The sequence below is a fragment of the Flavobacteriales bacterium genome (assembly GCA_020435415.1).
In the GTDB taxonomy this organism is placed as follows: Bacteria; Bacteroidota; Bacteroidia; order JACJYZ01; family JACJYZ01; genus JACJYZ01.
Window position 1 is genome coordinate 1 of record JAGQZQ010000039.1, and the last position, 16,550, is coordinate 16,550.

Genomic DNA, 16,550 nt, shown 5'->3' on the forward strand with positions numbered 1-16,550 from the left:
GGTATAGTAATGGATGCAGGGTACACCGGCCTTGATCAGTTCTTTGGATTGTTTCAGACCCCATTCAATCCCCACCTGTTTGATGTCGGCATCTGATTTACATTTCTCCAGCTCATCAGCCAGTTCAAAGGGAATATCAATATGAAACGTCTTGGGAAGAAAGCTGATCTGCCGCATCGTGGTGATGGGCTTTAATCCTGGAATAATCGGAACGTCTATTCCTTCATTGCGGCAAGCCTCTACGAAGTTGAAATATTTCTGGTTATCGAAAAACATCTGGGTAACCACATAATCTGCGCCGGCATTGATCTTGTCTTTGAGATACTTCAGATCCGTTTTCATGTTCAGGGCCTCAAAGTGCTTTTCAGGATATCCGGCAACACCGATACAAAACTCACAATTGCTTGCATCCTTGATCTCATCGTCCAGGTAGGTCCCTTTGTTGAGGTCTACGATGTGTCTCACCAAATCCACCGCATGACCATGGCCGTTCGGGTCGGGTATGAAGGTGGGCTCTGTCTTGATCGGGTCACCCCGCAGCGCCAATACATTATCAATGCCCAGGAACTGAAGGTCGATGAGGGCGTTCTCCGTTTCTTCTTTGGAGAAGCCTCCGCATATGAGATGCGGTACTGCATCCACATGGTATTTGTTCATGATGGCGGCACAGATTCCTACCGTACCCGGCCGTTTCCGGATCGAGACTTTTTCGAGAAAACCCTTCTCACGTTTCTTGTACACATACTCCTCGCGGTGGTAGGTCACATTGATAAAACGCGGATTGAACTCCATCAAAGGATCGATGCCTTCGAAAAGGGAACCGATGCTCTTGCCCTTCAATGGGGGCAGAATTTCAAATGAGAAAAGCGGCTTATTGGCTGTCTTGATGTGCTCTATTACTTTCATAAACTAATTCTCGTTGTAGCTCTTCGCGCCCGGATCCAGGCAATATGACGCACCCGTCGGGCATGTTGTGAGGCGGCAAAGATAACAACATTTAGGGCAACTGGGCAGACGGCCCTCTGAATTCCGGTTCGAAATCGAATGCCGGTTCAAGGGGGGTAATAATCGGTTGGCGATGACTGCCTTTTCATAGGTTCAGCTTTGTTTCTAAAGTTTCATGTTGAACTTCAAATATTATCGCCACATACTTACCATAATTCAAGGCAGGACAAATGATGGCATCCATTGGATTTTTGGATTTTGAATAAAAAATCCATTATTTAGTCGCCCGGTTTTTGCATTCGTCCATTACATAGGAAAGTAATCACAGTTTGTATTCTTTTGTAAATTGAGCGCCGCTCAGTTTAAGAAGGGTCACTGTACATTTCATTCCTGTTTTAGTAAATAACATTGGGTTTATTAGACATGAGAAGACTACACTTCCTTTTGACGACGGCATTATGCCTGGCCATCCTTCCATCTTTTGCAACCCACATTATCGGTGGGGAAATGAATTACAAGTGCCTCGGAGGTAACTTATATGAGGTACATCTGAAAGTATACCGGGATTGCTACAACGGGGATCCAGATTTTGACGATCCCGCAGCCGTGGGCATTTTTGACGCCAACAACAACCTGGTCACAACCCTTTATCTGAACTTCCTGGGGAAACAATTACTTGATCCTTCCATTAACCAAAAGGATCCTTGCGTGGTGATTCCCGCAAATGTATGTGTGGAGGCTACTGAGTATATCGGACAGGCGAATCTCCCTCCCCAAACCGGAGGATATCAGTTTTCATACCAACGGTGCTGTCGCAACCAAACCATCGTTAACCTGACCAATCCGGGTGATGTTGGTGCTTCCTACACCGCGCTTGTCCCCGGTCCCGAGTTGGCGACCTGTAACTCAAACCCTGAGTTTACAGAATGGCCTCCCATTTTCGTGTGCCAGAATATGGACATTGGCTTTGATCATTCCGCTACTGACGCTGATGGCGATTCCATCGTTTATAAATTATGCTGGCCATTTGATGGAGCGTCCTCCAACTTCCCGCAACCCCAGCCACCGAATAGCCCACCCTATAACAATGTGCCTTGGAAGGCTCCTTTCGATATGAATGACCCCCTCGGAGGAACGCCCCTTTCCATTGACCCGGTCACGGGATGGTTAACCGGAACACCGAATCAACTCGGACAATATGTAGTGGGTGTTTGCGCGGAAGAATACCGGAACGGCATACTCATCTCCACCACCAAAAGAGATTTCCAGTTCAATGTACTGGCCTGTGAATCGGATGTGGTCGCCAGCGCATTGAATCTCACCATGAACTGCGCAACACATACCGTGCAGTTTATCAACAACTCGACAGGGGCAGTCGGTTATTTCTGGAACTTCGGTGACGGATCCACCCTGGCGGATACTTCCCACGCCACCGATCCAACATGGACCTATCCGGGTATCGGTACTTACACCGTCACCCTGATTGCATACTCCGGAACTGACCCGGCGTGTAATGACACCATCACCAATCTGTTTGCTTTGGTAGATTCATGCAAGCCATGTGCGATGGAGATCACCCCGTCCCACAATAATGCCTCCTGCAGTGCCGGAAGTTCCGTTTGCGCCTACCCCATCACCTATAACGAATTTCTGAACGATGCCGTACCTGTTCCAAGCCCATGCACGGGAGGTCTTTTCCTCGATTTCTCTGCATCGTCAGGTTGCCCACAATCACTGGACCCTTGGGGGACAAGCCCGGATCAATGTTACTACGTTTGTGGCGTGACCAATTCCATACCTGACATCTCACAAAATGATTTTAACAACTGCATTGATCCTCCGGGTAGCTCATGCCCAGGCACCGGAATCTTTGTGAATGTTCACAACACCAATAGCCTCTATGATTATATCTGCCCGCCTGCAAATTGCAATGCCACAACCAACGCTTGTTTGTCTCCACTCTCTGACCTGGACTATTCAAGCAAGATTCCACCCTCACCCGATCCCTGCCCCGGAAACGGAAAATTTCTCCTTAACCTCAGCTCAAATCAAGATGAGTTTGTTAATTACTATGGTTGTTCGTCGTGCCTGACCAGCCGAACCGTGTTTGAAGCTAATAATAAAATTCCACCAAGCCCTGACCCCTGCTCAGGTGATGGCGTATTTTTATTAGATCCAAGCACAAACACCTATTGGTATGCCTGCCGTTGGGATGGTTATGACGGCGGCGGAAGTCTCGGCGATGCCACCGTTTCCATAACAGGCGCTAATCCACCTTATCTGTTTTCATGGGATAATGGTGAAACCACCCAAAATATCAGCAACCTGGCTCCTGGTAAATATTGCGTTACCGTCGGTGATGCCAGCGGTTCGTGTGTCGATTCCGTATGTGTGACCATTGACGGCAATTCTGACATGGTGATCACACCTTCTGTGACGCAGGTTTCGGCTTGCGGTGCCAGCGACGGTCAGATCAACGTTGTTGTTGCCGGGACCGGAGGACCATTTACTTACCTGTGGTCTCCGGGTGGACAAACCACCACCACGGTCAGTGGCCTGAGCCCAGGCATTTACAATGTGTTTGTGACCGATGCCAACGGTTGTTCTTCTTCCGATCAGATCACCATTTCAAATCCCGGAACCATCAATGCCAACTTAACATCCATACCGGTAAGTTGTAATGGTGGGAACGATGGTTCGATCTCCGCCTCAGGGTCGGGTGGCACCAATCCGTATACCTATCAATGGAGTCCGGGTGGACTTACCACACAAACCGTGGGTAATCTGTCGACCGGATATTACAAGGTCACCGTTACGGATGCTTTAGGTTGTATCACCACTGCGGGCATCAATGTGACGGAGCCGGATACCATTACCGCAGCCATGACCTCCACCTTCACGTCATGCTATGCTGGTAATGACGGCACCGGTACAGTCTCCGCATCAGGCGGCACACCCACTTACACTTATCTGTGGAACACCACTCCGGCACAAACCACGGCTACGGCCTCCAGCCTCAGCCCGGGCACATATAGTGTGACCGTCACCGATGCAAACAATTGTACCCAAACAGCACAGGTAACCATCAAGCAGCCCAATGCCATCTCCCCTGAACTTACAAATACCTCTACTTCGGATTGCGGAGGCAATGGCTCAGGATCGGCCAATGTTCAGGTATCCGGTGGTACTGCACCATTCACATACCTGTGGTGTAACGGACAAACAACTCAGAATGTCTCCGGATTGGCAGAAGGCATATGCGGTGTAACGGTAACGGATGCAAACTCCTGCAACGCTTCCGCCAACATTAATATCACCTTCCCGACCAACCCGGTGACCGCCAACACAACGTCGCAGGACCTGCTTTGCTATGGCGGCGGATTGGGATCGATTACGGTAAACCACCTGGGCGGACGCCCAGGGTATACCTATGCATGGAGCCCTGGCGGATATACCACACAAAACGTGAACGGCCTGCCACCAGGTACTTACATCGTTACTGTTACAGATGCTGATGGGTGCTCCGATACCAGCATGGCCACCATTACCCAACCACCGGCGCTTGTTACCACTGTAACACCGAATGGAACATCCTGCGTTGGCATAAACGATGGCGTCGCAACCCTTACTGTGAATGGAGGAACCCCCGGATATTTCTATCAATGGGATACCAACAGCGGGAACCAGACCACCCAATCAGCCACCGGTCTTTCTCCGGGGATTTATACCGTAAGGATTACAGATAGCAATGGTTGCGATACCGTTCTTGCCACTACCATTCTTGAAGGAGGTGCTTCCCCGGACAGCAAGTTCAGCTATTCCACTGCACCCGACTGTGATGGGGTTCATATTCTTCTCACTAACTCATCCACCGGAGCAACAAGTTATATCTGGAATCTCGGCAACGGATCCACATCAAACCAGCCTAACACAAACTTATTCCTTCCCTGGGGAGATCAGGATTACATCGTCACCCTGATAGCAGCGAACGGTTTTGGCTGTGCAGATACCACGGTGGATACGATCAACCCCGGACCAATCAATCTTGGCATTGTACCCTCCAATGTATTTACGCCAAATAAGGATGGTAAGAATGATTGCTTCAAAATCCCCGTCGTTCCCGGCGTGGAGAACTGTGGTGAACTGATCATCTTCAACAGATGGGGGTTACGAATCCACGACAGCAAGGACGGCATCTGCTGGGACGGAAGAACAGACACCGGCTACGATGCACCCGAAGGCACCTACTATTACGTCTTCAGACTTGCGGATAAGGTGGAACTCAGCGGATGGGTTGCCCTCATGAGAAGTAACGGTAGTTAACCAAAATCCATCTTAAAAAGGGGTATGAGACCAAAGAATCAACCCCTTCAATCTCAATTTAATTTTGTGAGCATTGGGGCTATGATTTAACTTTAGCCCCCTGACAGATAGCCATCAACGTGTGAATTCATATGTTGATGGCTATCTTCTGGCTTTTATCACCTCATTGGCTGCAATTTTCCGCACTCATTGCAGAAGGAGGATATATTGGCGTGATGGATCATTCTCAAATCCGATTGTGATGAAATTTAAGTTCTCCTTTTTAACTGCGGTTGCCATTGCACTTGGCTTCGTTTCAACTGTAAGCTTCGGCCAAACCAGCCTGAACGGGTCATCCCTTCACGAAGAGACCCAGCAAATACCCGGTCACTCCTACGACAGACTGTATGTGCAGCTTAAACCCGGCTATGCACATATGAACCTCAATTATATCAATGGTTTGCCACCGGAAGACCCCGACGCCTTTGCCGTATTTTCCGGACTGATAGAAACCTACGGCATTCTTGCGATTGAGAGAACCGATCTTCGCGATCAAGCCAGTCTTTCTCCTGAATACCAGATCAACTTTTTAAAGAAAGATGATGACAACAAAGCAGCGCTGATCCAGGCGCTTGCGAAAATGCCCCCGGTGGCTTCGGTGGATGAACTGGTTCAACATACCCCACCCGCACCGGACCGGATTAATTCACCACTCGTACCCAATGACTGCGAAAACCTGGATTTTGAATACGGGGATTTCACCAACTGGAACGGATTCATTGGTACATGCTGCGGAGGTGGAATTAATACACCAGGTATTTACAGCGGCCGTCACACCATTATGAGTGCCATGGGTACAGATGCCAATTCCAACAATGAGATTACGTTCCTCGCACCCGGAGGAGGTGCCCATGCCGTAAGACTTGGAAATGATCACGTGAATTACCAGGCAGAGAAACTGGTGAAGACATTTCAGGTGACGCCCTTCAACTCAGGTATATTGTACCAGTATGCCGTTATACTCGAAGATCCTAACGGACATCCGCAGAACGATAAACCGAAGTTCGAGGTAAAGATTCTGGATTCAACCAAGACAGTTATCCCCGGACCCTGCGGATATTACCAGGTGACCGCCGGCCCGGCTACCGACAACTGGAAAAAGAATGGCAGGGTCAGATACAAAGACTGGACCACGGTGGGTGTGGATTTGTCCGCATACATCGGCCAAACCATGACCATTGAATTTTCCACGGAAGATTGCGGATGGGGAGGTCACTTCGGTTATGCCTATGTGGATGCCGCCTGCAGTTTTCTGGAGATACACATCGAAGGCTATTGTCCATCATCTGATTCCGTGACCCTCACCGCACCCGACGGGTTCGTGAAATATGTATGGGATCCCACCGGAGAACAAGGTCAGCAAATCACCGTGCCGTTGCCAACCGTTGGAGATACTGTAAAAGTGACCATGACGAATGAATCCGGTTGTGATGCGACCCTGCTCCATATCTTCGATCCGCTGGAAAGCCCCAACCTGACGCTGGTGACCGCTGACGATACCACGATCTGTTTGCAAGATAGTATTGAACTGATTGCCACAACCGACAACCCTGAAGATATCATTGAATGGAGCTCCAACCCTCCCGGATTTGTCTCTTCCAGTCTGACCAACACTGTATGGCCCGACACCACAACTACGTATCGCGTGGAAGTATGGTCCAAGTACGGTTGCCAGGGACCGGACTCGGTGAAGTATGTGACGATTTTTGTGAATGACTCGGTGAGATTTGACCTCGGCACGGACTACACCATATGTAAATATGACTCTGTTACATTGATGCCGGACACCTTTCTCACAGGTACTTATACGTGGGGATCCAATCCTGCCGGCCTCATCAGTAGCGACGATTCGGTGAAGGTCTCACCGCTTGTCAATACCGTCTATGACCTCACAATCGAATCCGGAAGTTGTTCATTCAGTGACACCGTTGAGGTAGACCTGTATGAACCTTTCGCGCATAACGGAGATCTGATACAATATTACTGCCTGGCAGATACCATTGTCACCATCAACGCACCTTCCGGCTATCTGGAGTATGTATGGAATACCGGAGACAGCATTCAGGACCTTGAGATCCTGCACCCTGTAGACAGCACGCTATACCAGGTGGCGGTCCTTTCACCGTATGGGTGTCGGGATACAATCCCTTACATGATCGTGGAACGCGGCGAAGTGCCAACCGTAACAACCCTGAAGGACACGGCAATCTGCCTTGGCAGCGCCATCCAATTGATCATTACCGGTGATTCCGCCGGATCTACGTATTCATGGACTTCCGATCCTCCCGGATTCACTTCCTCCAAACCAGAACCTATTGTATCTCCGACCGATACTACGTATTACTTTCTTGAGGTAACAACATCTGAAGGATGCATTGGTGAACCGGGCAGAGATACTGTCATGGTCACCATCGCACCAAGCCCCGTATTTGACCTGGGAGTTGGAACAACCATCTGCAGGGATGACAGTCTTGTGATTGATCCGGGATTAACATCCGGCACTTTTTCATGGACTTCCGATCCTCCCGGATTTGTTTCCTCGGATTCAGTGGTGAAGGTATTCCCTGATCAGACCACTACCTATTTCCTCACCGTCGCAGATTCTCTCGGATGCAGCTCCTCCGATTATGTCAACGTTTATATTGCCAACAACATTACCGTGAGCACGGTTAAGTTTTGTTCAGGTGCCACTTCAGCCACCCTTACCGCACCTACGGGTACCAACTACAATTGGCTTCATAACGGTTCAGGAAATCAGACCGAAGTCTATATGAATCCCACCAACGGAGAAGTCGTTACCGTCGCCTACATTTCTCCGCTGGGTTGTGAGGACACCGCGCTTTTCACCCTGCAACAGGTCAACCCGCCAACCGTCATCGTTAACGGAAACAATACGGTCTGCGAGGGATCCTCCACCACCATCAGCGCAAGTAACGGCGGCATCGGCGCCACGTATCAGTGGACCTCAAACCCGGCAGGTTTTATTTCCGGTAGTCCGACTGTTACGGTCTCTCCTTTGGTCAACACCACTTATATCGTAACTGTAACAAATTCTTATGGATGTACCGGGCCGAATTCCATCGACAGTATAACCGTTACGGTTGACGCCAAACCGGTATATGACCTGGGTGCCAATGTGGACATTTGTCTTGGAGACAGTACAACTCTTGGTACCGGCCTCCCGACAGGCACTTATCAGTGGACATCAACCCCGTCCGGATTCACCTCATCACTGGCCCCCATCACGGTAAAACCGAACATCACCACCACTTATAGGCTTCAGCTTACAAGCGGTGCCTGTACGGTCTCGGATCAGGTGCAAGTGATTGTTCACACGGTTCCTTCCTTCACACATATTCAGCAGCAAAAGTATTGTGACGGGCCCAACTTTACGGTAAGCGCACCTTCCGGATTCAGCCAATACCTGTGGGCTCCGGGTGGATCCACCAGCAGCAGCGTAAGCTACGACCCCGCGTTGTTCAATGAAGGTGATACCATCATCGTTTTTCTTGAAACAGCCTATGGGTGTAAGGACTCTGCACGTTATGTTTTGCAGAACCACGAGATCACCGTTACGGCAAGCGTGGATAAAACGCATATTTGCGAAACGGACCAGGTGAGCCTTAGTGGCAACAGCGTACCGGGTGCTACCTACCTTTGGACATCTATCCCGGCCGGATTTTCTTCATCATCCAAGAACCCGAACAGCTCACCCAACGAAGATACCGACTACATCGTGATGGCTGATAGCGCCGGCTGTAAGGCATATGATACCCTCAGTGTGATGGTGGATACCCTGGTGTATTTCTCTCTGGACTCCATTTCTACCATCTGTCCCGGTGATTCCATTACCCTTGACCCCGGAACCACCGAAGGGAATCACATGTGGACCTCCAATCCCACAGGATTCACGAGTACCACTTCCCCGATAACTGTGTCACCCAATGTGCCAACGGAATATACACTCCGGATCACTTCAGGGCTTTGTGAGAATGCACATGGGGCTGTGGTGTACCTTTATACGATCCCTTCTCCGCCCGTGATGGATGAGGATTATTGTCCTGACGGTTCCGTCACACTCACCGGGCCATCAGGATATTCGGCATATTACTGGCCTATCACCGGTACAAGCGGATCCAATGTTACCTTCACCGGCACCGAAGCCATGGACAACCAACCGATCTATGTGTATCTGACAACCACCGACGGATGTAAGGATACCGCATTTGTCACGCTTCATAAAAGTACGATTGACGTGACCGCAACCGCTTCTGCGGATAGTACATGTGCCAATGATCCGGTAAACCTCTACGCGACAAACCTCAACGGCGCAACATATTCGTGGAGCTCAGACCCCATAGGTTTCACTTCTTCCAATCGCGATGAGACCGATGCACCCGATGGTCCTATTACCTACCTCGTGACAGCTGACAGTGCCAGCTGCAAAGCAACCGACAGCGTGTTTGTCTTTGTAACCACCTATCCGGAAGTGGATATGCCGGATGATACCATCATCTGTTATGATACCGAGTTGCGCCTGGACGCTACCGGTCAGTCCGGAGATGTGTATGAATGGAACACGGGCGACAGCACTGCCTTCATTATGGTAAAAGCAACCGGAAGCTACTGGGTGAAGGTGACCCGTAACGGTTGTACCACACTTTCATCTGCTTCGGATATCACCGTTCGGCCTCCCGATGGCGGTATTGAAATCCCCAATGTATTTACACCCAACAGTGACGGGATCAATGACTTTGCCGGACTTTATGATGCAACAGAGCTAAAGGATTTCCATATCCGGATCTTCGATCGATGGGGAAAACTGATGTTCGAATCGTTCGATAACATCAAGTGGGACGGATCATTTGACAACGTGCCGGTAGCTGAAGGCGTGTATTACTGGATCGTGAATTACACGTCCTATTGCGAAGACGGTGAGAAAGAAACTGCTGGTTTTATCCACGTGATGCGTTAAGTCATTCGTCGGGATCAAAGGCAGGCAAGGCATCTTCAGCCCCATATTTTTCTGTATCCCGGATACGCCAAACTAACCACAGCATCAAAAATTGCCGTACTTTTGCGCCCTATGCAGCACATCCGCAATTTTTGCATCATCGCCCACATCGACCACGGTAAAAGTACCCTGGCCGACCGGTTACTTGAATATACCAATACCGTTTCCCAAAAAGACCTGCAAAACCAGGTGCTGGATAACATGGATCTGGAACGTGAACGCGGCATCACCATCAAGAGCCACGCCATTCAGATGAACTTTGAGCGGGATGGTCAGAAGTATGTGCTGAACCTGATCGATACCCCGGGACACGTGGATTTCTCCTACGAAGTATCGCGGTCCATTGCAGCCTGTGAAGGCGCACTGTTGGTGGTGGACGCCGCCCAGGGCATTCAGGCCCAAACCATTTCCAACCTCTACCTGGCGTTGGAACATGACCTGGAGATCATCCCGGTACTGAATAAAATTGACCTGCCAGGTGCAAATCCGGAAGCGGTCAGCGACCAGATCATCGACCTGATTGGTTGCAAAGAAGACGATATCATCCCTGCCAGCGCGAAGACCGGACAGGGCGTGATGGATATCCTCAGCGCCATCATCGATCGCATTCCCGCTCCGGAAGGAAATCCTGATGCACCACTTCAAGCGTTGATCTTCGACTCTGTTTTCAATTCCTATCGCGGCATCATTGCCTATTTCAGGGTGTATAACGGAAAGATCAATAAGGGAGATGAAGTGAAGTTCGTGAACACCGGCAAGAGATACCTCGCTGATGAGATCGGTGTGCTGAAGCTGGGCATGGAAGGCCGCAAACAAGTATCTGCCGGAGATGTGGGTTACATCATTTCCGGGATTAAAGATGCCCGTGAGGTGAAAGTGGGAGATACCATCACCCATGTTGACAGGCCATGTTCAACAGCCATCAAAGGTTTCGAAGATGTGAAACCGATGGTCTTCGCCGGAATCTATCCCATCGATAATGAGGATTACGAAGAACTCAGGGCATCCATCGAGAAACTGCAGCTGAACGATGCCTCCCTCACCTTCGAACCGGAATCATCTGCGGCACTCGGCTTCGGCTTCCGTTGCGGATTCCTCGGACTGCTTCATATGGAGATCATCCAGGAAAGACTGGAGCGTGAGTTCGACATGACGGTGATCACCACGGTTCCCAACGTATCTTATTTCGCCTATACGAAGAAGGGGGAAAAGCTTACCCTGAACAACCCTTCAGACCTGCCCGACCCCACTTTACTCGACTACATAGAGGAACCGTTTATAACCGCCCAGATCATTACCATGGCGGAATACACCGGTGCATTGATGAGCTTGTGCATCGACAAAAGGGGCATTCTGAAAAACCAGGTGTACATCACCACGGACCGGGTGGAGCTCACCTTTGAAATGCCATTGAGTGAGATCATCTTCGATTTCTACGACAAACTGAAAAGCATCTCCAAAGGCTATGCTTCGTTTGATTACCAACCCCTGGAATACCGCCAGTCCAAACTGGTACGCCTTGATATCCGCCTGAACAGCGAACCCGTTGATGCCCTCTCCGCCCTCATCCACTCCGACCATGCCTATTCTTTCGGCAGAAGGATGTGCGAAAAACTGAAGGACCTGCTGCCCCGCCAGCAGTTCGAGATTGCCATCCAGGCATCCATCGGTGCGAAGATCATTGCCCGGGAAACGGTACGTGCCCTGCGAAAAGATGTGACCGCTAAATGTTATGGTGGAGACATCTCCCGTAAAAGGAAGCTCCTCGAAAAGCAAAAGAAAGGTAAGAAGCGCATGCGTCAGGTGGGCAACGTGGAAGTGCCGCAACAGGCATTCCTTGCCGTGCTGAAGCTGGATTAAGCTAACGTTTATTTAAAGGTTTATGGTGTAAAGTTTAAGGTTGGTACGATATCAACTTTCAACCTTGAACCTTAAACCTTAAACTTTATTTCTACCGGCTGTAACTTTCGCATATATCACTTCGTCCCACCTTTAGAATCACCCAGGAATGACCACCGGCGAATACAATAAATGTGTGGACCTGCATGCGGACGGGCTGTACCGTTTCATCCTCAAGAACATCAAGGATGAAGAGAAAGCCCGCGATGTGGTACAGGATACTTTTGAAAAGATGTGGCTCAAAGTGAGTGACATCACTTTTGAGAAAGCCAAATCCTACATGTTCACCGCAGCCTATCACACCATGATCGACCGCATCAGGCGTGAGAAGAAACAAGGCAGTATGGACGAAGTGAACCCACGCAACATGTCTCACCAGCCGGTGAATTTTGACCTGAAACGGATCCTGGACGAAGCCCTGGCTCAATTGCCGGAGGCGCAACGGTCGGTGATCCTGCTCAGGGATTATGAAGGTTACTCCTATGAAGAGATCGGTCAGATCATGTCCCTGACCGAAAGCCAGGTGAAAGTTTACATCTTCAGAGGAAGGAAAACACTAAAGAAAATATTGGGCAGTATAGAAGCCGTACTATAATGAACATCACCCCACATAATGTAGAAGCCTGGCTGCTGGATTACTCGGAAGGTCGACTCAAAGCGGAACAGGTGGCGCAACTGATGCTCTTCCTGGAGAATCACCCGGAGCTCGGTCTTTCCCTCGATGATCTGGACGAAGAAATTCCTGCCTTCGAGGTAAACAACATCACCATGCCCGGCAAGGACTTTCTCAAACAGCCTGATTACGGACAAGGTATTTCCGCTATCAATTTAGACGATCACCTTGTTGCCGAAACAGAAGGCCTGTTGGATCAACATGTGATCAATGAACTGAATGCCTTTATTGAGCAACATCCGGAATGGCAAAAGGACAGGAAGCTGTATGCCATGACACATGTACAGGCGGATGCAGATGTTGTTTTTGAAGATAAAGATGCACTTCGCAAATCCAGACGTATTCTTCCATACTGGTCTTATGCCGCCGCTGCCGCAGTGGTGATCATGGCCATCACGCTGATGGTTCCACGCACCACGGGACCGGACACGGATCAACCTTTGGCCGAAACCAAAACTCCGGCCGGCCGGAATGCTGTGGAGAAAACAGAAGACAACATCGCTCCCGTGACAGAAGTTCCCGGTCAGGTTCAAACAGACAATCCCGTAGCAAACCCCTTAAGAAGTGCTGAAAAGCACGTGACCGGAAAGCAGGCAAACCAAAATCCGAAAAAGAATCCGGACACGATCAAGGATAACCCGGAATCTATACCAGCACCAGATCCGGTGACCGATCAGAATAACATGCCCGACCCCATCACTGTTGCCAATCCTGAACCAGTGCTTGCAGACGCCGGGGTCATTAAACAAACACCCGAACCGGAGTTAACACCCCCTTCGGAAGATGTAGCCATGAGCGCCGCCCTGCCCCAGTCGGAGGAAGTACCATCCGGTGTGATGAGCACCCTCGGTCTGATGGCTAAAAAAACCATCCTGAACCGCAAAGACGAAAAGGACGGACATATCGATGGCGCAGATGTGACCGAGGCACTGGCCCTGGGCGCCGGAAAATTGCTTGGGAAGAAAGTGGATGTGGAACGCGGTAACGCTGACAATGGCCAATCAAATTCCTTCTCCCTGCGTATCGGCAAGTTCGGTTTTTCCAGAATCAAAGCTTCCGAATCCAGCCTGTAACATTCCGGTATAGCAGTCCGTCCTACAATCAGAAATCAACAGAAGGTGTTGTACGGAAACCGGAACCATCTTCAACAAAAACTGAATCTAAATTATAAGCATATGAAAAAGTTATGGATGATCGCATTGGCCTGTCTGAGCATGGTGCAGTTGAAGGCACAGGACGATAAGCCAACCAAAGGAGACACAACCTCATTTGTCCTCGGCAATAAAAAAGTGACCGTGGTGGTGGATGAAACAGCAGCAGATAGCAGCGACACGGAAGACATCAAGCTGGACCTTGAAGAAGACAAACACATTGCCCATTGGGCAGCACTGGACGTGGGCGTGAATGGCTTTATGAATAAGGACGGAAACTTTGAGATGAAAGGCGCCTACGCACCATACGAACTGGACCATGCCAAGTCACAGGTATGGAAGCTGAACTTCATGGAGAAGAAAGTCAATTTTATCGGAGAGTACGTGGGCCTGGTAACCGGGCTCGGTGTCAGCTTTCATGGCTATGCGTTCAAGAATAACACCATCCTTCAATCCACCAATGACTCTACCTTTTCCATCATGGATACGGTGATCAATTACGATAAGAACAAACTCAAAGCCACCTACCTGGAATTGCCCCTTCTGCTGGAGATCAATACTTCTGCAAATCCGAAAAAAACCTTCCATATCGCAGCAGGTATGATCGGAGGTTACCGGATCGGTGCCCGTTACAAGCAGAAATATGAGTTGGATGGTGACAAATACCGGAACAAGGTCGCAGGACATTATAACCTCATGCCCTTTCATCTGACCGCCACCACACGGGTGGGATATGGCAACTTTACGGTCTTCGCCGACTATTCACTCACACCCCTCTTTGAAAGAGGCAAGGGACCTGAACTCTATCCCTTCAGCCTTGGGGTCACCTTTGTAGGATTATAACCACGAATAGCCTCCGGCAACGATGCCCCGCACCTTTGAAGGTGCGGGGTTTTTTTTACCTTTATCTCCCACGCACATTCGGTGCGAACACAAGCATATTACGGAACATGCAAGATAAACTGAAAGCACTCGAAGAAAAACGAGCCGAAGCCAGACTGGGCGGAGGTCAGGCCCGGATAGACAGTCAACACAAGAAAGGAAAACTGACCGCCCGTGAACGTATTCATTTTTTAATGGATGAAGGCAGCTTCGAAGAGATCGGAATGCTGATGACCCATCGCTCCAATCAATTCGGACTGGAAAACGAAGTATACCTAGGAGACGGTGTGGTGACCGGATATGGTACCATTCATGGCCGCCTCGTTTATGTTTATTCACAAGACTTCACCGTATTCGGAGGTTCACTGTCAGAAGCCCATGCGGAGAAGATATGCCGGATGATGGACCTCGCCATGAAGAACGGCGCACCTGTCATCGGTCTGAATGATTCCGGCGGCGCCCGCATCCAGGAAGGTGTGGTATCGCTGGGTGGCTATGCCGATATCTTTTACAGAAACACACGTGCTTCAGGCGTCATCCCGCAATTGTCCGCCGTCATGGGCCCTTGTGCCGGTGGAGCGGTTTACTCACCTGCCATCACCGATTTTATTCTGATGGTGGAGAAAAGTTCATACATGTTTGTCACCGGACCAAACGTGGTCAAGACCGTGACCCACGAGGAAGTGACCTCCGAGGAACTGGGCGGAGCAGAGACCCATTCTTCCAAATCCGGGGTAACACATTTTTCCTGTGCCAATGAGGTGGAATGCATACAGTATCTCAAGGATCTGGTCAGTTATATTCCACAGAATTGTGAGGAAGAACCCCCATCCTATCCGTATACGCCAGGTAATGAGATCAGATCCGGCCTGGGAGATCTTATTCCTGATAACGCGCAACAGCCTTATGATATCAAAGAAGTGATATGTGGTGTGGTGGACGACGATAGTTTCATGGAGGTACACAAACAATTCGCGGAGAATATCGTGGTGGGCTTTGCCAGACTGGCCGGTAAATCCATCGGCATCGTTGCCAATCAACCCGCTTTCCTGGCAGGCGTATTGGATATCAACGCATCCAGAAAGGCCGCACGTTTTGTGAGGTTCTGTGACTCTTTCAATATTCCGCTGCTGGTATTTGAAGATGTACCCGGCTTTCTTCCAGGTACGGACCAGGAGTGGAACGGCATCATCAGCAACGGCGCTAAACTTCTTTATGCATTCTGCGAAGCCACAGTCCCCAGAGTGACGGTCATTACACGTAAAGCATACGGCGGTGCCTATGATGTGATGAATTCCAAGCACATCGGCGCTGACATGAACTTTGCCTGGCCTTCAGCTGAAATTGCGGTAATGGGTGCCAAAGGCGCAGCTGAGATTATCTTCCGGAAGGAGATCGCCAGCGCCAAAGACCCTGAAAAGAAATGGCTGGAAAAGGAACAGGAATACATGGAAATGTTCGCGCATCCTTATCGTGCAGCGGCAAGAGGATATGTAGATGAAGTGATCCGGCCGGAAGAAACACGGCAGAAACTGATCCGTGCATTTGAAATGTTAAAGAACAAAGCCGAAGAACTTCCCAGAAAAAAACACGGGAACATTCCCCTTTAGTCATATGCCCTCAC

At 49.8% G+C, this 16,550-nt stretch carries 8 protein-coding genes; 7 read left to right on the top strand and 1 reads right to left on the bottom strand.

Annotation, left to right across the window (positions count from 1 at the left end):
* On the bottom strand, positions 1-906 hold a 906-nt coding region (gene metF / locus KDD36_08050; GenBank protein MCB0396589.1), incomplete at its 3' end, for a methylenetetrahydrofolate reductase [NAD(P)H].
* A gap of 462 nt (positions 907-1,368) precedes the next feature.
* On the opposite strand from metF, the gene KDD36_08055 reads away from it, so the two are divergent.
* The 7 genes from KDD36_08055 (at position 1,369) to KDD36_08085 (ending at position 16,536) form a co-directional block, all read left to right on the top strand.
* Positions 1,369-5,268, top strand: a complete 3,900-nt coding sequence (locus KDD36_08055) for a gliding motility-associated C-terminal domain-containing protein (protein ID MCB0396590.1) — start codon at positions 1,369-1,371, stop codon at positions 5,266-5,268.
* A gap of 241 nt (positions 5,269-5,509) precedes the next feature.
* A complete protein-coding gene (locus KDD36_08060) occupies positions 5,510-10,282 on the top strand; it encodes a gliding motility-associated C-terminal domain-containing protein (protein MCB0396591.1) in 4,773 nt (1,590 codons plus the stop codon).
* Between the two features lie 111 nt (positions 10,283-10,393).
* Positions 10,394-12,181 carry a translation elongation factor 4 gene (gene lepA / locus KDD36_08065; GenBank protein ID MCB0396592.1) on the top strand — a complete coding sequence of 596 codons (1,788 nt, stop codon included), beginning with the start codon at positions 10,394-10,396 and terminating at the stop codon, positions 12,179-12,181.
* A 148-nt stretch (positions 12,182-12,329) separates the two neighbouring features.
* On the top strand, positions 12,330-12,815 hold the full coding sequence (locus KDD36_08070; protein MCB0396593.1) for an RNA polymerase sigma factor: 486 nt from the start codon (positions 12,330-12,332) through the stop codon (positions 12,813-12,815).
* Complete coding sequence (locus KDD36_08075; GenBank protein ID MCB0396594.1) at positions 12,815-13,966, top strand: hypothetical protein; 1,152 nt, start codon at positions 12,815-12,817, stop codon at positions 13,964-13,966. The genes KDD36_08070 and KDD36_08075 overlap by 1 nt, the downstream gene beginning before the upstream one ends.
* Before the next feature lie 102 nt (positions 13,967-14,068).
* Entirely contained in the window at positions 14,069-14,887 is an 819-nt protein-coding gene (locus tag KDD36_08080) for a PorT family protein (protein MCB0396595.1), read from the top strand.
* Between the two features lie 107 nt (positions 14,888-14,994).
* Positions 14,995-16,536, top strand: coding sequence for an acyl-CoA carboxylase subunit beta (locus KDD36_08085; protein ID MCB0396596.1), 1,542 nt, complete (start codon positions 14,995-14,997; stop codon positions 16,534-16,536).
* Positions 16,537-16,550 lie beyond the last annotated feature (14 nt).